The sequence below is a fragment of the Actinomycetospora aurantiaca genome, assembly GCF_037401875.1.
Classification (GTDB): domain Bacteria; phylum Actinomycetota; class Actinomycetes; order Mycobacteriales; family Pseudonocardiaceae; genus Actinomycetospora; species Actinomycetospora aurantiaca.
Window position 1 is genome coordinate 26,229 of record NZ_JBBEGN010000029.1, and the last position, 19,877, is coordinate 46,105.

At 75.7% G+C, this 19,877-nt stretch carries 19 protein-coding genes; 12 read left to right on the forward strand and 7 right to left on the reverse strand.

Annotation, left to right across the window (positions count from 1 at the left end):
• Positions 1-38: 38 nt before the first annotated feature.
• Genes WCD74_RS29095 through WCD74_RS29105 form a run of 3 tightly spaced genes read left to right on the forward strand, consistent with a single transcriptional unit; the run spans position 39 to position 2,550 of the window.
• Positions 39-533, forward strand: a complete 495-nt coding sequence (locus tag WCD74_RS29095) for an inorganic diphosphatase (protein ID WP_337698427.1) — start codon at positions 39-41, stop codon at positions 531-533.
• Positions 530-1,204: a DUF308 domain-containing protein gene (locus WCD74_RS29100; protein ID WP_337698428.1), complete on the forward strand. Its 675-nt coding sequence runs from the start codon at positions 530-532 to the stop codon at positions 1,202-1,204. The genes WCD74_RS29095 and WCD74_RS29100 overlap by 4 nt, the downstream gene beginning before the upstream one ends.
• Complete coding sequence (locus WCD74_RS29105; RefSeq protein WP_337698429.1) at positions 1,201-2,550, forward strand: carboxylesterase family protein; 1,350 nt, start codon at positions 1,201-1,203, stop codon at positions 2,548-2,550. The genes WCD74_RS29100 and WCD74_RS29105 overlap by 4 nt, the downstream gene beginning before the upstream one ends.
• On the opposite strand, the gene WCD74_RS29110 is transcribed toward WCD74_RS29105, so the two are convergent.
• Positions 2,517-6,047 (reverse strand): indolepyruvate ferredoxin oxidoreductase family protein, encoded by a 3,531-nt coding sequence (locus WCD74_RS29110; protein ID WP_337698430.1) that lies wholly within the window; start codon positions 6,045-6,047, stop codon positions 2,517-2,519. The genes WCD74_RS29105 and WCD74_RS29110 overlap by 34 nt on opposite strands.
• Before the next feature lie 155 nt (positions 6,048-6,202).
• Between WCD74_RS29110 and WCD74_RS29115 the strand changes: the two genes are divergently transcribed.
• Positions 6,203-6,685: an Lrp/AsnC family transcriptional regulator gene (locus WCD74_RS29115; RefSeq protein ID WP_337698432.1), complete on the forward strand. Its 483-nt coding sequence runs from the start codon at positions 6,203-6,205 to the stop codon at positions 6,683-6,685.
• Between the two features lie 77 nt (positions 6,686-6,762).
• Complete coding sequence (locus WCD74_RS29120; protein ID WP_337698433.1) at positions 6,763-6,960, forward strand: hypothetical protein; 198 nt, start codon at positions 6,763-6,765, stop codon at positions 6,958-6,960.
• A 10-nt stretch (positions 6,961-6,970) separates the two neighbouring features.
• Here WCD74_RS29120 and WCD74_RS29125 read toward each other — a convergent pair whose 3' ends face one another.
• The gene (locus WCD74_RS29125; RefSeq protein ID WP_337698434.1) at positions 6,971-7,729 is read right to left on the reverse strand and encodes a Clp protease N-terminal domain-containing protein; all 759 of its coding nucleotides are present in this window, start codon (positions 7,727-7,729) and stop codon (positions 6,971-6,973) included.
• A 363-nt stretch (positions 7,730-8,092) separates the two neighbouring features.
• Between WCD74_RS29125 and WCD74_RS29130 the strand changes: the two genes are divergently transcribed.
• Entirely contained in the window at positions 8,093-8,998 is a 906-nt protein-coding gene (locus WCD74_RS29130) for a helix-turn-helix domain-containing protein (protein WP_337698435.1), read from the forward strand.
• A gap of 33 nt (positions 8,999-9,031) precedes the next feature.
• Positions 9,032-10,009, forward strand: coding sequence for a phosphotriesterase family protein (locus WCD74_RS29135; protein WP_337698436.1), 978 nt, complete (start codon positions 9,032-9,034; stop codon positions 10,007-10,009).
• Between the two features lie 45 nt (positions 10,010-10,054).
• Here the strand turns inward: WCD74_RS29135 and WCD74_RS29140 are convergent, their stop codons facing one another.
• The gene (locus WCD74_RS29140) at positions 10,055-10,849 is read right to left on the reverse strand and encodes a MerR family transcriptional regulator (protein WP_337698437.1); all 795 of its coding nucleotides are present in this window, start codon (positions 10,847-10,849) and stop codon (positions 10,055-10,057) included.
• 78 nt (positions 10,850-10,927) lie between these two features.
• Here WCD74_RS29140 and WCD74_RS29145 point away from each other — a divergent pair, with 78 nt between their 5' ends.
• Both WCD74_RS29145 and WCD74_RS29150 read left to right on the forward strand, forming a co-directional pair.
• The gene (locus WCD74_RS29145) at positions 10,928-11,290 is read left to right on the forward strand and encodes a nuclear transport factor 2 family protein (protein WP_337698438.1); all 363 of its coding nucleotides are present in this window, start codon (positions 10,928-10,930) and stop codon (positions 11,288-11,290) included.
• 13 nt (positions 11,291-11,303) lie between these two features.
• Positions 11,304-12,086, forward strand: coding sequence for an SDR family oxidoreductase (locus WCD74_RS29150; protein WP_337698439.1), 783 nt, complete (start codon positions 11,304-11,306; stop codon positions 12,084-12,086).
• Positions 12,087-12,093: 7 nt separating this feature from the next.
• Here the strand turns inward: WCD74_RS29150 and WCD74_RS29155 are convergent, their stop codons facing one another.
• The 3 genes from WCD74_RS29155 to WCD74_RS29165 are packed head-to-tail and all read right to left on the reverse strand — an operon-like array spanning position 12,094 to position 15,031.
• Entirely contained in the window at positions 12,094-12,771 is a 678-nt protein-coding gene (locus tag WCD74_RS29155; RefSeq protein ID WP_337698440.1) for a LutC/YkgG family protein, read from the reverse strand.
• Positions 12,771-14,225 (reverse strand): LutB/LldF family L-lactate oxidation iron-sulfur protein, encoded by a 1,455-nt coding sequence (locus tag WCD74_RS29160; RefSeq protein ID WP_337698446.1) that lies wholly within the window; start codon positions 14,223-14,225, stop codon positions 12,771-12,773. Before WCD74_RS29160 ends, WCD74_RS29155 begins: the two co-directional genes overlap by 1 nt.
• A gap of 17 nt (positions 14,226-14,242) precedes the next feature.
• Positions 14,243-15,031 (reverse strand): (Fe-S)-binding protein, encoded by a 789-nt coding sequence (locus WCD74_RS29165; RefSeq protein ID WP_337698441.1) that lies wholly within the window; start codon positions 15,029-15,031, stop codon positions 14,243-14,245.
• A gap of 331 nt (positions 15,032-15,362) precedes the next feature.
• Here WCD74_RS29165 and WCD74_RS29170 point away from each other — a divergent pair, with 331 nt between their 5' ends.
• Entirely contained in the window at positions 15,363-18,023 is a 2,661-nt protein-coding gene (locus tag WCD74_RS29170; RefSeq protein WP_337698442.1) for a LuxR C-terminal-related transcriptional regulator, read from the forward strand.
• Here WCD74_RS29170 and WCD74_RS29175 read toward each other — a convergent pair.
• Positions 18,020-18,403: a helix-turn-helix transcriptional regulator gene (locus WCD74_RS29175; protein WP_337698443.1), complete on the reverse strand. Its 384-nt coding sequence runs from the start codon at positions 18,401-18,403 to the stop codon at positions 18,020-18,022. The genes WCD74_RS29170 and WCD74_RS29175 overlap by 4 nt on opposite strands.
• Positions 18,404-18,455: 52 nt before the next feature.
• Here WCD74_RS29175 and WCD74_RS29180 point away from each other — a divergent pair, with 52 nt between their 5' ends.
• Positions 18,456-18,812: a DUF6841 family protein gene (locus WCD74_RS29180; RefSeq protein WP_337698444.1), complete on the forward strand. Its 357-nt coding sequence runs from the start codon at positions 18,456-18,458 to the stop codon at positions 18,810-18,812.
• 80 nt (positions 18,813-18,892) lie between these two features.
• Positions 18,893-19,877: DUF222 domain-containing protein (locus WCD74_RS29185; RefSeq protein ID WP_337698445.1), on the forward strand; the 985-nt coding region annotated here is incomplete at its 3' end.

Genomic DNA, 19,877 nt, shown 5'->3' on the forward strand with positions numbered 1-19,877 from the left:
TGGCCCCCCACGGTCGGGCGAGGTGAGAGGGGCGGGTCGTGGATTTCGACGTCTTCGTCGAGGTACCCCGGGGCAGCCGGAACAAGTACGAGCTGGACCACGAGAGCGGCAAGCTCCGGCTCGACCGGACCCTGTTCACCGCCACCCAGTACCCGGCCGACTACGGGTTCATCGAGGACACCCTCGGCCAGGACGGCGACCCGCTGGACGCCCTCGTGCTCGTGCAGGAGCCCACCTTCCCGGGGTGTCTGGTGCGCAGCCGCGCCATCGGCATGTTCCGCATGACCGACGAGGCGGGTGGCGACGACAAGGTGCTCTGCGTGCCGGTGGACGACCCGCGCCTGGAGCACCTGCGCGACATCCACCACCTCGACCAGTACCACCGCATGGAGATCCAGCACTTCTTCGAGGTCTACAAGGCGCTGGAGCCGGACAAGTCCGTCGAGGGCCACGAGTGGGTCGGGCGTGCCGCGGCCGAGAAGGAGGTCCAGGCCTCCGTCGAGCGGGCGACCGAGGCGGGCTTCACCACGTGACCGCCGCCGACCGCCGGGGCCTGCTGGGCGGTCCGCGGCGCGACGGGCCCGTCCCCAAGCTCACCGTCGTCGGGGTGATCTGGCTCTTCGTCGGCGTCGTCGCCCTGATCACCGCGATGCTCATGCCCTCGCTGTCCATCGCGGTCTTCGGGGTGCTCTGCCTGGTCGGCGGGGCCGCCCTGTTCTTCGGCCAGCGCGCCCGGGAACGGTTCGAGCAGGACGAGGGCCTGCTCGGCACCGACCCGGCCGGCGTCGACCCGGAGCCCGCCGCACCGGCCGACGACCCCGTCGACCCGGTCGACCCCGGGGACGACCGCCACGCCACGCGGGTCATGTCGACCGGCGGCGAGGACGACACCGACATCATCGACGCGGAGTACTGGGAGCCGTCCCCGTCCGACCAGGACGACGGCACCGGCTACGACGACGACGAGACCGCCTACCAGCGACGCCGCCAGGAGGAGTTCGCCCGCGAGGCGCGCGAGTACGAGGCCGGGACCTCGACCGGTACCGGAGACGCGGACGGGGACGACTCGACGGAGCAGTTCGGGGCCGCCGACGACCGGCCCGACCGCGAGACCGCGAAGACCGGCGAGACCGACGAGACCGACGGGCGGGACGACACCGACGACGCCGACGACACGCGCCGGTCCGGGAGTGCCGACCGGTGAGCGTCGCGACCGAGGCCGGGGCACCCGTCGTCGTCACCCCGTCCGGGCCGGTCCGCGGCCGGGTCCACGCCGACGGCGGCGTCGTCGAGTTCCTCGGCCTGCGCTACGCGCAGGCGGAGCGCTTCGGCGCCCCCGTGCCCGAGCCCGCCTGGGACGACGTGCGCGACGCCCGGAACCCCGGCCCGCAGTGCCCGCAGCTCGCCTCGCGCATGGACGCGATCGCCGGGCCGTCGAACGCCGACGAACTCGGCCAGGACGAGGACTGCCTGCGCCTGTCCGTCCGCGCCCCCGCCGACGTCCGCCCGGACGAGCGGCTGCCGGTGCTCATGTGGATCCACGGCGGCGCGTACGTCATCGGCGGGGTGGACCTGTCCTGGTACGACACGGCGCGCCTGGTCCGCGAGGGCCGCGTGGTGGCGGTCGGCGTCGGCTACCGGCTCGGCGTCCTCGGGTGGCTCCGCTCGCCCGGGGTGTCGCCGGGCAACCTCGGGCTGGCCGACCTCGCCGCGGCCCTGCACTGGATCCACCGGCACATCGCGGCGTTCGGCGGTGACCCGGACGCGGTGACGCTGGTCGGGGAGTCCGCCGGCGCTCACGCCATCGCCTGCCTGATGGGCGCCCCGGACCTGCGGCCGCTGTTCCACCGGGTGGTCCTGCAGAGCGGCCAGCTCGGGCTGGGGCTGGGCACCGAGCGCTCGGCGGCCCGTGTCGCGGGCTACGTCGACGACGCCCTCGACGGCGCCGACCCGCGCACGGTCGGCGTCGACGCCCTGCTGGAGGCCCAGCGCCGGGCGATGGTCCGCCACGCCGGGCCCGGCGGGATCAACTCGTCGCCGGCGTTCACCCCCGTGGCCGGGATCGCGCCGTTGGTCGGGGTGTCCGCCGCAGACCCGTGGGTCGCGGCCGCGCACTCGGGTCACCCGATGATCATCGGGACCACCCTCGACGAGGCCAACACCTTCGTCCACATCGCGCCGCCGCTGCGGAGGCTGCGACGACGGTTCCCGACGGCGGTCGGGGTCGGGTCGCGGCTCGCCACCCACCGCGTGTTCACCTGGCCCGCGCAGCGCCTCGCCACCCGCGCCGCCGCGGCGGGGACCACGGTGAGCACCTACCGGTTCACGTGGTCCGCGCCGGACTCCGACCTCGGGGCCTGCCACGCGATCGAGCTGCCGTTCCTGTTCGGCGGCCGGGAGGCGTGGCAGGAGGCCCCGATGCTGGCCGGGGCCTCCTGGGACGACGACGTCGAGCCCCTCGGCCGGTCGCTGCGCCGGTGGTGGCTGGACTTCGTGACCGGCCGGGAGAGCGCTGCTCAGACGCCCTCGAGCGCCAGCGCCTCCCGGTAGCGGGCGACGTTGGCCAGCTTGACGTCCTCGTAGCCGCGCACCATGTCCGGCAGCGCGGCGATCGTGGCCGCCCGGTCGACCTCGCCGCCCGCCGCCATCGCGACGAGCTGCGGGACCAGTGCCCGGTACTCGGCCACGAGCTCCCGCTCCACCCGCCGGACCTCGGCCCGGCCGAACGGGTCCAGCGCGGTCCCCCGCAGCCGGCGCATCGCCCGCAGGGAGACGTACCCGGGTCGGAACCACGGGCCGAGCGTGAGCTTGCGCCGCAGGCCCATGGCCCGCAACGACGGCGGGTGCAGCTTCCACGAGATCCGGGCGTCGGCCCCGAACTCCGCGCGGACCGACGCCCCGAACGCCGGGTCGAGCGAGAGCCGGGCGACCTCGTACTCGTCCTTGTAGGCCATCAGCTTGTGCAACCCGACGGCGACGGCCTCGGCCAGCTCGGCCGGGCCGTCGACGAGGCCGCGCACCACGTCGGCGTAGGACCGTGCGTAGGCCGCGTCCTGGTAGGCCACCAGCTCCGGCACCCGGATCCCGACGATCCGCTCGAGCTCCGAACCCGCCGGCGCCCCGACCGACGCGACGATCTCCGCGGCCGCCGCCGCACCCGCCGTCGTCAGCCCCGGGACGCCGATCGCCGCCGGACGGGTCACCGAGTCGACCACCGCTCCGAAGGCGGCGGGGTCCGCGACCGACTGCCGGCCGCGCCGGAACGCCTGGACGTTCTTCTCGACGGCGGCCCCGTTGAGCTCGAACGCCGCCTCCACCGCGGAGGCCGGGAGCGGGAGCGCGCCGAGCTGATAGGCCGCGCCGAGCAGGATCGTCAACGAGAACTGATCGTCGCCGAAGAGCGCCTCGGCCAGCGCCCGCGCGTCCAGCACCGCCCCGACGTCGTCGCGCACCGACGACCGGATCCGCCCGAGCACCGCGTCGACGGCCGGGTAGGTCACGGTCGGGTCGACGACCTGGTCGCCGGTCGGGACCTTCGCGCTGGAGACCACGCCGACCGTGCGCGACGACGACGCCGCCTTCAGGTACGCCGGGTCGGCAGCGACCAGGAGGTCCGCGCCGAGGTAGAGGTCGCACTCCCCCTCGGCCGCGCGCCCGGCCAGCTCGCCGTCGCCGATCTTGACGTCGGAGACGACCGCACCGCCCTTCTGCGCGAGCCCGGTCTGGTCGAGACCCCGCGTCGGACGGCCCGCGATCCGGGCCGCCGCCGCGAGGACCTGGGCGATCGTGGTGACGCCCGTGCCGCCGATGCCCGCGAGCCGGACCACGGCGTCGTCGGGAACGGTCCGTCGTGGCTCTCCCAGCACGTCCGCGGCCAGCAGCTCGACCTGCGCGACCGGCCGCGCCCCGCCCGGCTCGACGACCGTGAACGCGGGGCAGTCGCCGTCCAGGCAGGAGTAGTCCTTGTTGCACGACGCCTGGTGGATGCGGGTCTTGCGGCCGAACTCGGTGTCGACCGGCGTCACCGACAGGCAGTTGGAGGCCTGCCCGCAGTCGCCGCAGCCCTCGCAGACCCGCTCGTTGATGACGACGCGGGTGCTCGGGTCGGCGAGCTTGCCGCGCTTGCGCTTGCGCCGCTTCTGCGCCGCGCACTCCTGGTCGTGGATCAGCACGGTGACGCCGGGCGTGGCCGCGAGCAGCTCCTGGGCCTCGTCGATGCGGGAGCGGTCCCAGACGACGACGCCCTTCGCGAGCTTCACCCGCCGGTAGCGGGCGACGTCCTCCGTCGTGACGATCACCCGCGCGACGCCCTCGTCGAGCAGCACGCGCACCAGCTGCGGCATCGACAGCTCGCCGACGGCGTCCTGCCCGCCGGTCATCGCGGCCGCACCGTTGCGCAGCAGCCGGAAGGTCACGTGTGCCTTCGCGGCGACGGCCGCGCGGATCATCAGGCTGCCGGAGTGGTGGAAGGTGCCGTCGCCCATGTTCTGCACCCAGTGGGCGGCCTTCGCGGGGTCGGCGAACGGCTCGGTCCCGAGCCAGTGCGCGCCCTCGCCGCCCATCTGCGTGATGCCGGTGACCTCGCCGACCTGCGCCTCCGGCATGAGCATGACCATCGTGTGGCAGCCGATGCCCGCGCCGACCAGCGAACCCTCCGGGGCGGAGGTGGTCGACGTGTTGTGCGGGCAGCCGGAGCAGTAGTACGGGTTGCGGGTGGCGCCCGCGAGCGGCAGGTCGATGCGGGTGCGGACCTGGCGGCGGGCCTCGGTCCAGGCCGTGACGGACGGGACGTCGGCGAGTCGCGTCGCCAGGCCCTTCGCGACGGCGTCCGGGTCGAGGTCGCCGTGCTCGGCGAACAGGTCGCGTCCTCCGGGGCCCCGCTTGCCGTGCACCGCGGGAGCACCGGTGCGCCCGTAGAGCCGGTCCTTGATCTGCGTCTCCAGGAAGGCGCGCTTCTCCTCGACGACGACGATCTCGTCGAGACCCTCGGCGAACCGGTCGACGACCCCGCCCTCGAGCGGCCACGGCATGCCGACGCGCAGCAGCCGGACGCCACGACGGGCCAGCTCGGTGTCGTCCAGACCGAGCGCGGTGAGCGCCTGCCGGAGGTCGAGCCAGCTCTTGCCGGCGGCGACGATCCCGATCCGCGCCGGGCCGGACCCGACGATCGTGTTCAGGCCGTTCGCGGCCGCGTAGCGGCGGGCGATCACGAGGCGCTTGCCGTGCAGGTCGCGCTCCAGCGGCGCGAGGCGGGGCCCGAGCAGCTTGGCGTGCGGCTCGTGGCGGAAGGGGGTGCCGGCCCCGAACGTCAGGTCGGGGGTGACCGGCAGGACGCGGTCGGGCGCCACGAGCGCGGTGCCGGAGCCGTCGGCGACCGCGGTGACCATCTTGAGCCCGACCCACAGGCCGGAGAGGCGGGAGAGCTCGACGGCGTGCCGGCCGAGGTCGAGGACGTCCTGGACGTCGGCCGGGTAGAGCACCGGGACCGCCATGTCCGCGAGGGCGGCCTCGGAGGCGCACGGGACGCTGGAGGACTTGGCGGCCGGGTCGTCGCCGACGATCGCGAGGGCACCTCCGTAGCGGGAGGTCCCGGAGAGGTTCGCGTGGCGCAGGGCGTCGGTGGCGCGGTCGAGGCCGGGGGCCTTGCCGTACCAGTAGCCGGTGACGCCGTCGGCGACGTCGTCGCGCAGCGCCCCGGTGGACGGCGCCAGCTGCGTGCCCTGCACCGCGGTCAGGGCGATCTCCTCGTTCAGCCCGGGGGCGAGGACGACGCCGTGCGCGTCGAGCAGGTCGCGGTGGCGCGCGAGCTCCAGGTCGTAGCCCGCGAGCGGTGAGCCCTCGTAGCCGGAGACGTACCCGCCGGTCCGCAGCCCGGCGGCGGCGTCGGCCCGGCGCTGGTCCATCGGGAGCCGGACCAGGGCCTGGACGCCGGTCAGCGCCACGGTGCCATCGGTCTCGGTGTAGCGGTCGCGCAGGGTCAGTCCGCGCGGGGAAGGGGCCACCGGCTCCGGTCGGGACGCGGGGCGGGCGGGAAGGTCGAGGGTCATGGGTGGCGACCTCCTCGGGATGCTCGTGTGGTCGATGAAGCTAGCCACCTACTCGCCAGTGGTCCAAGCAAACTGTTGATCACTGGTCCGTTGGTACAGTCAGGCGCCTCGAAGTCCGGCCGCACCCGGGCCGTTGGACCAGCGGAGGGACGCGCGTGACACTCGACGACCTCGACCGGGCGCTGCTGCTCGCGCTGCTCGAACGGCCCCGGGTGGGGCTCCGCGAGCACGCCCGGACGCTCGGCGTCGCGCGCGGCACCGTGCAGGCGCGCTTCGAGCGGCTGCAGGAGGCGGGCGTGATCACGGGGTTCGCGCCCCGCGTGGCGCCCTCGGCCCTCGGCTACGGGGTGCTCGCCTTCGTCACGCTGCACATCGCGCAGGGCCGGCTGGACGCGGTCGCGGAGCACCTGGCGTCGATCCCGGAGGTCGTCGAGGCGCACTCCATCACCGGCGACGGCGACCTCTGGTGCCGGGTGGTCGCCCGCTCGAACGCCCACCTCGAGCAGGTGATCCAGGGCGTGCTCGCGTCGCCGGGGGTGGAGCGCACCCAGTCGGAGATCTCGCTGACCGAGCGGGTCCCGGCCCGGGTGCTGCCACTCGTGCGCGCACTACCGCGCGGCGCCGCCCGTCGCCCGTAGGGCGACCCGTTCGTGCGACCGGCGTCACGTCCGGCCGACCGGGGTATCGCACCGGTGGAGCACCCGAGGAGGACCCGATGACCAGCCCCGCCCTGCGCCCCGCCGCCCTCGACGAGACCGCGCTCGCCGACGTCCGCCGCCTCGAGGAGACGCTGGGCACGCCCGTCGTCGCCTACGAGGCCGAGAGCCCCTACGCGCCGCTCACCGAGGAGCAGCTCGCCGAGGTGCGCCGCGTCGAGTCGACGCTGGGCGTGCGCCTGCTCGCGTTCCGGTAGGCACGCCCGCTCACGTCGCGACCAGGAGCGGCGAGGTCCAGGCGTCGGTCCGGTCGGAGGAGTCGGGATGGTCGGGGGCCCGGCCGGGCGCCGGGAGCATCACGGTGACCGGGGCGACCGCGCGCGGCAGGAGCCGGGTGGGTGTCGCGTGGTCGTCGCCCGGGACGAGCACGTCGACGAGGTCGTCGAGGTCGACCCCGCGCTCGACGAGGAGTTCCGCCACCCGCGGCGTGCGCGCGACCGCGACGGCCACGTCCGCCGCCGAGACCGACCGATGCCCGGCGCGCGCCCGGTGGACCAGCCGCTGGAGCACGGTGCGCGCCACCGCGCTCAGCTCCGGACCGTCGGCCGGGGTCGTCGGGTCCTCGTCGGGCGGCCCGGCCGCGACGGCGAGGACCGCCGTCCCCACCCCGCGCATCCCGAAGACCCGCCCGATCTCGGCGTCCGAGCGCACGACGGCGAGCAGCACGTGCAGCGTGTCCACCCGGTGGTGTCCGAGGGCCAGGGCCTCGCGCCGGGCACCCGCGAGCAGGCCGGCGAACTCGTCGGCGCCGCCGGCGGGCTCGACACCGCCCGGGCCCGGCACCGCCGCCAGGCACCCCTGCCCGAACGCCGTGGCACCGGCGAGCGGTGGCCGCGGCGCCGGGCTGGGGCGGCCGGCGCCTCGGACGACGATCCCGCCACCGTCGGTCACCTCGTCGGCGTACGCGGCGGGGAGGACCTCCCCGAACCGCGTGCTGACCTCGTCGAAGATCGGCGTCACGGTCATCGCTGCGGCCCCTCTCCCCACCTCGGTGCGCCAGGTATAGCCACGCCGGGCGGAGATCCGGTGGAGCCGACCGGGCCGTCGGCGCGCACGGGGGATCCGTCGATCGAGTGACCCGGCGTCGCGACGTGACGGGTCGACCCGATCCGGTGGGACACCGCCCCGCACCGCACCCTCCGCTCGGCCCAGCGTGGTCGCCGTGGGCCCCGGGCCGTCACCCCGTCGAGCGGTCCCGGCCGCCCGGCGTCACACCTTCCGGTGGGATCGGGCCCCGTCGCGTGGGGAGCAGCCCCGTCGGCCGTCGGGCGTTGGTCGTGTGTGAGGCTCGGGGCGATCTCCTCGACGACCACGAGGCGGGAGGTGGGCGTGCGGCACTCGGCCGGACGGCGGGCGGACGGCGGCGCCCCGGACCGGGACCGCACGCGCGCGGTGACGACCGTCCTGGCGGCCGTCCCACCGCCCGCCCGCGACCGGGAGGCCGGCGCCGAGGCGGCGGCGATGGTGCGCTGGGCCCGCGCGGACGACCGCGCCGGGGTGCTCGCCGCCGAGCTCGACACCGCGGCGGCGGCCTCCCGCCTGGTCAGCCTGCTCACCCGCCTCGGGGCCGTCGACGGGACCGTGCGCGGGGACCCGACCGAGCACCGCTGGCGCGTGGAGGTGGCGACGCCGCGCGGCTCGACCCCGGACGGGCTGACCGTGCGCCTCGGGCTCACCGACGCCCGGGGGCGTGCCCTCGCGGCGCCGCCGGCCTGGCTGACGGGCGGGTCGCTGCCGGGGGCGGTGGCGACGTGGCGGGGCGTCCTGCTCGCACGCGGCGGGCTCACCGCGGACGGCGTCGCCCTGGACTGCCCCACCCCGGCCGCCGCCCTGACCCTCGCCGAGCTGGGGCTGCGCCTCGGGGTCCGTGCCCGCCGGGACGGGAGCCGGGTGCTCGTCGAGGCCGCGGAGACCGCCCTCCTGCTGACGACGTGCGGCGGCCGGGCGACCGCCGCGGCGGCCGGGCTGGACGACACCGCACCCGGGTCCGCCAACGACGACCGCGCCACCGTCGCCGCGTCCCGGGCGACGGCCGCCACCGAGGAGGCGTTCGCGACCCTCGACCGGGCCGGGGTGGCGATCCCGCAGCCCCTCGCGGCCGCGGGCGCCCTGCGCCTGGCCCACCCCGACGTCGGGCTCCCCGAGCTCGCGGCGCGCGCCGACCCGCCGCTGTCGAAGGACGCCCTCGCCGGCCGCCTGCGCCGGCTGGCCGCGCTCGCCGCCCGGCACCGCTGAGCGCACCCGCACGGCCCGCGCGACGATGGCGCGATGGTGGACACGGTGCGCGGCCCCGTCGACGTGGCCGACCTCGGGACGACCCTCATGCACGAGCACGTCTTCGTCCTGACCCCGGAGCTGCTCGCGAACTACGGCGCCGACTACTGGGACGAGGAGGTCCGGGTCGCCGACGCCGTGGCGAAGCTGCGGCGGCTGCGGGACCTCGGGGTGCGCACGATCGTCGACCCCACCGTCGTCGGGCTCGGCCGGTACGTCCCGCGCGTGGCCCGGGTGAACGCCGAGGTGGATCTGAACATCGTCGTCGCCACCGGGCTCTACACCTTCGCCGAGCTGCCCCGACAGCTCCAGAACCGCGGCCCCGGGACGCTGCTCGGCGGCGACGACCCCCTGCCCGCGATGTTCCTGCGCGACGTCCGCGAGGGCATCGGCGACACCGGCATCCGTGCCGGGCTGCTCAAGGGCGTCGTCGAGGAGACCGGCCTGACGCCGGACCAGCAGCGCATCCACCGCGCGATCGCCGCCGTGCACCGCGAGACCGGCGTCCCGATCATCGTCCACACCAACGCCGAGCACCGGACCGGCACGCTTGCCCTGGACTTCCACGAGGCCGAGGGCGTCGACCTGACCAAGGTCGTCGTCGGGCACGCGGGCGACTCCAACGACCTGGACTACCTGCGCTCGCTCGCCGACCGAGGCGCGCTGCTGGGCTGCGACCGCTTCGGGCTCGACCGCTACAACACCACCGACCGCCGGGTCGCCACGGTCGCCGCGCTGTGCGCCGAGGGGTACGCCGACCGGATCTCGCTCTCCCACGACGCGTCCTGCTACATCGACTTCTACGCCGGGGACGAGGCGCAGCGGACCCTGCGGGAACAGGCCCCGAACTGGCACTACGAGCACATCAGCCGCGACGTCCTGCCCGCCCTGCGCGCGGCGGGTGTCACCGAGGAGCAGATCACGACGATGATGGTCGAGAATCCCCGCCGCTGGTTCACCCCGGGCGGCTGAGTCACGGGCCGGCGTCGATCGTCTCGTCCATGGCGCCCACGACGATCACCCGACCCGGAAGACCGGCCAGCCGATCTCGGTGCGCCACGCGGCCGGATCGGGATCGTCACGCGGCCCGACCAGGTAGCGCTCCCGCACCGGCCCGGCCACCGCCATCGCGTTCTCCACCACCCAGCTCCCGAGCCGGCCGTAGGTGACCTCGATGCCGTCGTGCTCGCCGACGTGCGTGGTGACGGCCAGCTCCACGGGCGGCAGGTCCGCGGGGTGGACGCGTCCGGTGCGCGGCGGCGCCGCGGTCGGCAGGTACAGGAGGGCGTGACCGCGCTCCTCCTGGAAGAGGGCGTTCTCGTAGGTGCCGCCGAGGGGCCCGGCCGCCGCCGGGCCGACGGCGGCGTCCAGCTCGGCGACCGCGCCCGCGAACCAGCTCTCCACCTCATGGGCCCCGAGGACGCCCTCCACCGCCGCGACCGTCCGGGCGGGCTCGGCGCGCAGCTCGACGTCGACCGGCGCGGGGTCGGGCCGGAGCAGGCGACGGAGCGAGACGACCGCGGCCCGCGTCCGGGTGAGCTCGTCCTCGAGGCGCTCCAGGTGGTCGGCGACCAGCGTCGCCCGGACCTCCGGGTCGGGGGTCCGCAGAATCCGCCGGACGTCGCCCAGGGGGACGTCGAGCTCCCGGAGCCGCTGGATGACCTGCGCGGTCGGGATCTGGTCCACCGCGTAGTAGCGGTAGCCGGTGGCCTCGTCCACGACGGCGGGTTCGAGCAGGGTCGCCTCGTGGTAGCGGCGCAGGGTCCGCACGCTCAGGTGGGTCAGCTGCGAGAACTCCCCGATGGTCAGCACCCCTGCAGCCTGGACCCTCCCCCGGGGAGAGGGTCCAGCCCTTGACCCTCCCGCGCCGCGAGCTCGCACGGTGGCCTCATGACACAACACACCGACCTCCCCTCCGAGGCCCTCCCGACCACGGTGCGGGACTTCATGGCCGCCCACGCCGCCGGCGAACACGACACCGCCTCGACGTTCTTCACCGAGGACGTGGTGCTCGTCGACGTCGGCGACACCATCCGGGGCCGCGAGCAGGTCCACGCGTTCCTGCGGGAGGCCGGAGCCCGGTTCCGGACCACGACCGAGCAGATCGGCGCCCGCCGCGTCGACGCCGCCCATGCGGTGGTCACCGTGCGGCTCACGGGCGACTTCCCGGGCGGGGTCGTCGAACTCGACTACCGGTTCACGCTGCGGGACGGCCTCGTGGCCGAGCTCGTCATCGCCGGCCACGACGTCTGAGCGGACGGACACCATGGGAACGGATCGCGACCGTCTCGACGGGCGCCGGGCGCTCGTCACCGGCGGATCGAAGGGCGCGGGCCGCGCCGTCGTCGAACGCCTGCGGGAGATGGGCGCCGACGTGTGGACGACGGCCCGGACGATGCCCGACGGGTACGACCGGCCCGACCGCTTCGTCGTGGCGGACACCGCCACGGCGGCCGGTGCCGACGTCGTGGCTGCGCGGATCGCCGAGGACGGGCCGCTCGACGTCCTGGTGCACGTCGTCGGCGGGGCGTCGACGCCGCCCGGCGGGTTCGCGGTGATCAGCGACGACCAGTGGCTCGTCGAGCTGAACCTCAACCTCCTGAGAGCCGTCCGGCTCGACCGGGCCCTGCTACCGGGGATGGTGGAGGCCGGCTCGGGCGCGGTCGTGCACGTCACCTCGATCCAGCGGGAGCTGCCCCTGTACGACGCGTCCCTGGCGTACGCGGCGGCGAAGGCCGCGTTGCGCACGTACGGCAAGGGGCTCGCCAACGAGCTCGCGCCCCGGGGCATCCGGGTCAACGCGGTCAGCCCCGGCGGGATCGAGACCGAGGCGTACGAGGACTTCGTGGACCGGCTCGCCGAGGGCAACGGGCTGACCCGGGACGCCGCGAAGCAGTCCGTCCTCGACTCCCTCGGGGGCGTGCCGCTGGGACGGTTCGCGCACCCCGGGGAGGTCGCGGACCTGGTCGGCTTCCTCGTCTCGGACCGCGCCTCGGCGATCGTCGGCGCCGAGTACGTGATCGACGGCGGAACCGTCCCGACGGTCTGAGCGCCGGTCAGGGACCGACCAGCACGACGTCGAGCCGGCGCGGGCCGTGCACGCCCTCGACCCGGTCGAGCTCGATGTCCGACGTGGCCGAGGGGCCCGAGACGAAGGTCAACGGCGACGACGGGTCCAGCCGGGCGATCGCCTCGGGCACCGAGCACACGACGTCGGCGGCGCGGATGACGCACACGTGATGGTCGGGGACCAGCGAGATCGCGCGGCGCCCCTGGTCGTCGGACGCGGCGGCGAGCACGAACGTGCCCGTGTCCGCGATCGCCACGGCGGCGCCGGTGACCACCGCGTCGGTGGAGTCGAGGTCGGCGACCGTCAGCGGCGGACCGTCCCGGCGGACCTCACCGGCGTGGTCGGCGAGCCACGCCTCCGGCAGGCCGGGCGGGACCACGACGCTCGTCGCGCCCGCGTCGGCCAGCACCTTCGCCACGGCCCGCGCCACCTCGGCGTCGGTCCCGACCCGGTGCACGACCGCCTTGTAGTCGGTGAGCGTCTCGTCCAGCCGGTCCAGGACCTCCGCGCTCCCCGGCGCGAGCCGACCCGTCGTCGCGAAGTCCCGGTTCACGACGACGGGTGTGGCCGGGTTCCCGGCCTCGCGCGCGGCCCGGAGCCGGGCGAGGACGATCTCCCGGGTCGAGCTCCGCTGCGCTCCGTCTTCCGTCCCGCGGGCGTCCATCACCCCTGCCCGTGGGTGCGCGACCACCACTGCCGGAACGTCTCCGGCGGCGGCGCCGGGAGGTCGCGGGCGTTCGTCCACCCCGACATCGGCCACGGCAGCGCGGTGATCCGCTGCTTCCGCCCGGCGAGCACCCGCCCGACGCCGAGCGCCCGCTCGGCCAGCCGGAACCGGGCCGGCGTCGCCATGGCGACGGCCATGGCGCGCATGGTCGCGTCCTGCGCCGTCGGACGGGTGTGCGCGGCGACCGCCGCGGCCCGCTGCTGCACGAGCAGGTGCGGGATGTCGATGCGCACCGGGCAGGCGTCGAAGCACGCCCCGCACAGCGACGAGGCGTAGGGCAGCGAGGCGTTGACGTCGTCCGGGCCGGAGATGCCGGTCAGCTGCGGGGAGAGCACCGCCCCGATCGGCCCGGGGTAGATCGAGCCGTACGCGTGGCCGCCGGTGCGCTCGTAGACCGGGCAGACGTTCAGGCAGGCCGAGCAGCGGATGCAGTGCAGCGCCTGGCGACCCTCCGGCGAGGCGAGGACGTTCGACCGCCCGTTGTCGAGCAGCACCAGGTGGAACGTCTGCGGTCCGTCGCCGGGGGTGACACCGGTCCAGGTCGACGTGTACGGGTTCATCCGCTCGCCGGTCGAGCTGCGGGGCAGGAGCTGCAGGAAGACCTCGAGGTCCGACCAGGTCGGCACGACCTTCTCCACGCCCATCACCGTGATCAGCGTGTCCGGCAGCGTCAGGCACATCCGCCCGTTGCCCTCGGACTCGACCACCGAGAGCGTCCCGGTGTCCGCGACGGCGAAGTTGACCCCGGAGATGCCCACCCTCGCCGTCAGGAACTTGCGGCGCAGGTGGGCCCGCGCGGCCATCGCGAGCCGCCGGGGCTCGTCGGTCAGCGACGGGTCGACGCCCGGCATCTCGCGCAGGAAGATCTCGCGGATCTCGGCGCGGTTGCGGTGGATCGCGGGGACGAGGAAGTGCGACGGCCGGTCGTGCGAGAGCTGCACGATCAGCTCGGCGAGGTCGGTCTCGAACGCCGCGACCCCGGCCGCCTCCAGGGCCTCGTTCAGCCCCGTCTCCTGGGTGGCCATGGACTTGACCTTGACCACCTCGTCGGCGCCCGTGCCCCGCACGAGGTCGACGACGATGCGGTTGGCCTCCTCGGCGTCGCGCGCCCAGTGCACCTGCCCGCCGCGCGCCGTGACCTGCTCCTCGAGCTGGACGAGCAGCTCGGGCAGGCGCGCCATGGTGTCGGCCTTGATCGTCTCGCCGGCCCGGCGCAGCGCCTCCCAGTCGTCGACCTCGCCGACGACGGCGGCCCGCTTCGCGCGGATCGTGCGCGTGGCGTGCCCGAGGTTGCGGCGCAGCTGGGTGTCCGCGAGCGCGCGGTGGGCGGCCTTCGGGAAGGACTCGGTGCCGCGCAGGTGCCCGTGCGGATCCGAGGCGACGGTCGGCATGCCCAGTTCGACGGTGGTCACCGGGACGCCTCCTCGAAGATCACGTCGGTCGAGGCGTCGTCGCGGTCCGTGCTCGCCAGGATCTCGGCCAGGTGCACCGTGCGGACCCCCGAGCGCAGCCGGGACAGGCCACCGCCGATGTGCATGAGGCAGGACGAGTCGCCGGCGGTGCACACCTCCGCCCGCGAGGTGAGCACGTTCGCCATCTTGTCCGCGAGCATCGCCGTCGAGGTCTCGGCGTTCTTCACCGCGAACGTGCCGCCGAAGCCGCAGCAGACCTCGGCGTCGGGCAGCTCCACCAGCTGCAGGCCACGCACGTGGCGCAGCAGCTCCAGCGGCTTGTCCCCGACGCGCAGCATCCGCAGCGAGTGGCACGTCGGGTGATAGGTGACGCGGTGCGGGTAGTAGGCGCCGACGTCGGTGACGCCCAGGACGTCGACGAGCAGCTCGGAGAGCTCGTAGGTGCGGGCAGCCCCGTGCTCGGCGGCGACGGCGAGGCCCTCGTCGCCGGCGCGTCGGGCCACCATCGCGTGCTGGTGGCGCACGCAGCCGACGCACGAGCCGGACGGCGCGACGATCGCCTCGACCCCGTCGTCGAGCGCCCGGCCGAACACCTCCACGTGGTGGCGCACCACCGGCAGCGCCGTGTCGAGGTAGCCGGTGTTGACGTGCATCTGTCCGCAGCAGGTCTGGTCGGCCGGGAAGACGACCTCGTGACCCAGCCGCTCCAGCAGCTGCACCGTCGCGATCGGGGCCTGCGGGAACATGGCGTCCCCCAGGCAGGTCGCGACGACGGCGATCCGCATGGGCCGTCCTTCCCGCCGGTGGTGGTCCTGCGAGTCTGCCCGGTCCGGCCGGGGAACGCTCACCGCCGGCTCGGGCGGTCCGTCCGGATTCGCCGGATCACGATGCCGTCCGCTCCTTCACCCCGATGGAGTACGAGCCGGACCGTGCGTAGACCGGTGATCACCATCCGCGTTCAGTAGTCGGACATCGGACTACGCAACGCGCCCGGCAGACCTTCCAGCACCACGGAGAGTTCGCAACAATCCGTTCGTCCGACCTCCCCCGACCCCGAGGCCGCCATGCCCCAGTCCCTGCGCCGGTCCGGTGACCGGTCCCGAGCGGACGGCTGACGTGGACGGGGGGCGTCTGCGGGTGGCGGGAGCCGCGGAGGGGGACGCGGCCGCCGACCCCATGGTGGCCGGGCTGCCCGGCGCGGTCGCGCTCCTCGCCGCGGTGCGCGCCCAGCCGCAGGCCCCGCTCACGGCGGCGGTGGTCGGCCCGGGCGGCGCGGGGAAGAGCGCGTTGCTGTCGGCGCTGGTGCGCTCGGCCCGCCGCCGCGGGATCGCCACGCGCCGCATCCGCTCCGGCGACACCGTGCCGTTCCCGTCCGACCAGGACGCTCTCCTGCTGGTCGACGACGCGCACCTGCTGGACGCCTCGACCCTGGCCGAGCTGACCGACGTCGCGGACGACCCGGACGCGCGCCTCGTCGTCACCGCGCGGCCGTGGCCGTGCCCGCGGGCCCTCTCGACGCTGTGGCTGGCCCTCGGCCGGTCCCGGGCACCGGTCACGCTCGAGCCGCTCACCCCCGCCGGGGTGGGCGAGCGCGCCTCCGCGCTGCTCGGGTCGCGGTGCCCGCCGGCGTTGGTCTCGACCCTGCACCGGCTCTCGGCGGGGTCCCCCGCCGTCGTCGACCGGCTCGTGACCCAGATCCGCGACTCCGGGGCCGCCGCGGTGTCCGCGGCGGCCGAGGCGGGGTCGAGCGAGGTGCCGCCCGGCGCCCTCGACCTGCTGCGCCACGAGATCCTGGGCCTCGACACGGAGGCGCGCCGGCTGCTGCTCGCCCTCGCCGTCGGGGCCCCGCGGGTGCCCGCCGCGCTGGCGGACGTCCTGGACGTGGACCGCACGACCCTCGACGACCACCTCGAGCGGGCCCGGGCCTCCGGTCTGCTCCTGCCGGTGCCCGGCACGACCGTCGAGCTCGGCGCCCGCGCGGAGGGGGTCGCGCCGCTGGTGCGGCGCAGCCTCGTCCGGCTGGGATCGGCCGACGAGCGGCTCGACCTGGAGCGGCGGATCGCCGAGCAGGCACTCGCCCGGGGTGCCTCGGTGCTCGAGCCCGCCCGGCGGCTGCTCGGGTCCGGGCTGCGCGGGGGCGAGCTGCCCCGGGTCTTCACCGCCGCCGGCGACGAGGCCCTCGCCTCGGCCCCGCACCTCGCGGGCGCGCTGTACGCGGACGCGGTCGCTGCGGGCGCCGCCCCGGACTCGGTCGTGCTGCGCCGCGCCGAGGCCGCCGCGCTGGCCGGCGACCTGGACACCGCGCTCCGGCTCGCGGACCCGCTCACGACGACCGGCGATCCCGACGAGCACGCGCGCGCCGTCACGGTGGTGGCGGCCGTCATGGCCCACCGCGGCATGGGCCGCGCGGCCGCGGAGATGCTGGCCGGGGTCCCGCGGCTGCACGCTCTCGCGGTCCCGGGCCTCGTGGGCGCCGGGGACGCGGCCCGGGCGACCGGCCTGCTCGACGCCGCCGGCACGTCGTCGGCCGGGGCGGTGTCGGCCGGCGCGGCGTCGGCCGGCTCGACCACGGTCCGCTCCGCGGTCACGCTCGCGGCCCAGGGGGTGCTGACGTCCCTGGGCCCCGGCACGGGGGCCGCCGCGGCCGCGCTGTCCGACCTGACCCGGGCGACCTCGCTGCTCGAGCCCGTGGGGGCCGGGGTCCTGCTCCCGGACCCGCCGTCCGCGCTGGCCGCCCTGGTCGCGCTGCACGCCGGGGACCTCGAGCTGGCCGACTCGGTGCTGCGTCGCGCTTGCGAGTCCACCACCGGTGGTCCCGCCCTCGTGCCGCGGCACCACCTGCTGCGCGCCTGGGTCGCGATGGTGCGCGGCGACGTCGTCGCGGTGCGCGAGCACGTCGCGCTCGCCCGCGGGCGCCGCGGCCTCGAGCCGCGCGACGAGCTGCCGGCCGCGGCGCTCGAGGTGGGGGTGGCGCGCCGGACCGGTGACTCCGCCGCCCTGCGCGCCGCGTGGGGGCGCGCCCGCGAGGCCCTCGTGCGCCACCCGGTCGACCTCTTCGTGCTGCTCCCGCTCGGAGAGCTCGCCGTCGGGGCCGCACGGCTGAAGGAGCAGGCCGCCGTCGCGAGCGCCTGGGACGCGGCCGACGGTCTGCTGCGCGCCCTGGGGGATCCGCCGCTGTGGCGGGCGACGACCGCCTGGTACGGGCTCGCGGCCGCACTGACCGCCGAGGACGTCCCGACCGCCGAACGGCACCTCGCCACACTCGAGGCCCTGGCCGACCGGCTGCCGATCGCCGCCACCCTGGCCGTCGCGGCGCGCACGTGGGTGCTGGCGCTGTCCGGCGAGATCGACCCGGTCGCCACCGAACAGGCGGCCCGCGGGCTGCACCGGCTCGGCTGGACGTGGGACGGGGCCCGGCTCGCGGGGGAGGCGGCGATCCGCACCCGCGACCGCCGGGCCATGGCGGCGCTGCTCGCCTGCGCCCGCTCGCTGGCCGACGCGGGTCGGCCCGCCGACGGGAGCGGGGTGGCGGTCCCGGTCGGGCTCCCGACGTCGGGCCTGGTCGGCGACCCCGGGGAGGTCTCGCTCTCCGAGCGCGAGCAGGAGGTCGCCCGCCTGGTGCTGGCCGGGCTGACCCACAAGCAGATCGGGGCGCGCCTCTACATCTCGGCGAAGACCGTGGAGCACCACGTCGCCCGCATGCGTCAACGGCTCGGGTCGTCCAGCCGCGGGGAGCTGTTCGCACAGTTGCGGGAGCTGGTGGGCGGCCCGGGCTAGGGATCGTCAGGAGGTCGGAGGGCCTCGACGAGCTTGCGGACGGCCGAGCCCGCCGACGGACCGGCCGTGGGCCCGAGGACCGCGAGGCTCGACAGCACCACGGCGAGCTCGGCGAGGTCGAGCGACACCGGCGTCACCGTGTGGGCGTCGAGCTCCACCCCGCCGTGCCGGCCGGTCGTGACGACGAGGGGCACGCCGATGTCGCGGAGCCGTTCGACGTCGCGGGCGAGGGTCCGCTCGGAGACGTGCAGCTCGTCGGCCAGCTCGCGGAGGGTCCGGCGACGGCGGGAGGCGTGCAGGTGCTCGACGAGCCACTGCTGGCGTTCCACGCGCCGCAGCCGCAGGTGGCCGTCACGGGAGGCGTCCGAGAGACGTGACATCCCCGCGAACCATGCCACGGGCGTGTCCGGGTTCGTGGTTAGCGTCGCCGTCATGACCGAGATCGAGTCCTTCTTCGACGGATACACGAAGGCGCTCCTCGCCCGCGACGAGCGTGCGGTGGCCGCCCTCTACGCGGTCCCCGCGCTCGTCCTGTTCCCCGGGCAGTCGGTGGCGGTGTCCGACGTCCGGCAGACCGAGGCGTTCTGGGCGTCGGCCTGGGACCAGTACGGGGGCGTGGCCGAGGCGTTGCCGGAGGTCGCGGTCATCGCGGACGCCGGCTTCAGCGTGTGGGCGGACGTGACGTGGCGGCACGACGGGGTGCCCTCGGAGCGGTTCGTCTACCAGCTCGTCCGGCACGAGGACGGGTGGCGCATCGCGGTGCTCACGGCGATGGCACTCGGATCGTGATCAGCCTGTGACCTTCCGGTCGGGCTCGTCCTGGGGTTCTGCGGGCGTGATTGTCGGGGGTTCGTACTAGTGTTCGAATCGTGACGGTGACCGAGCAGGGTGTCGGGGTGGGGTCGTTCGACGACCCGCTGCCCCCGGTCCCGCTCGGGGACCCGGCGGACTGCGTCGGGCAGGACGTCGAGCGGGGGCTTCTCGCGTGGCAGGCGCGGTTGAACCACACCGCCTGGCGGCGGTTGCGGTGGCTGTGGCACACCGCGCGGGCTCGGGCGGATCTGCTGGTGCGTGGGGAGCCGGACGCGCGGGCGGTCGCGGTGGCGGTGGGGTGGTCGGTGTCGATGGCCGCCGCGCGCCTGGAGCTGGCCGAGGGGGCGTTGGAGCGGCTGCCGCGGCTCGGGGAGGCGATGCGGGGCGGGGACCTGGAGGAGCCCAAGGCCGGCAAGTTCGTCGTCGGGCTGCGCGATGTCACCGACGCCCAGGCCCAGGTGGTGGTGGATCGGCTGGTCGAGGAGGCGCCGCGGTTGGGGGTGTGGGAGCTCGAGCAGGCGATCGCCGCGGCGGTCAAGGACGTCGACCCGCTAGGGGCGGAGAACCGGCGCAACGCCGCGGTGGCCCGCGCGCGGGTGACCGCGCGGACCGCGCCGTCGGGGGCGGTGGAGATCCATGGCTGGGATCTGGACCCCGTCCTGGCGGTGCCGGCCTATGAGCGGGTGGATGCGCTGGCCGAGGAGGTCGCGCGCCGGCTCGCGGCGGCGGGGCAGGACGTGGCGGCGGGGCGGGTGACCGCGCAGGTGTTCATGCGGCTGCTGCACGGCTGCCCGGCCGGGGCCGACGACCTCGCGATCGTCGAGTACGTCACCGCCGAGTTGACCACCCCACCCCATGGCCTCGACGACGGACCCGACGACGGCGGACCCGACGACGGGCCGGACGGGCCGGAGGACGGCCCCGACGAGGGGCCGGATGGCGGTGGCAACGGACCGGAGGACGGTCCGGACGACGGCGACCCCGAGGGCGGGCCGGAAGGCCCCGACGGATCCGGCGACGGCCAGGACGGTGGTCCTGCTC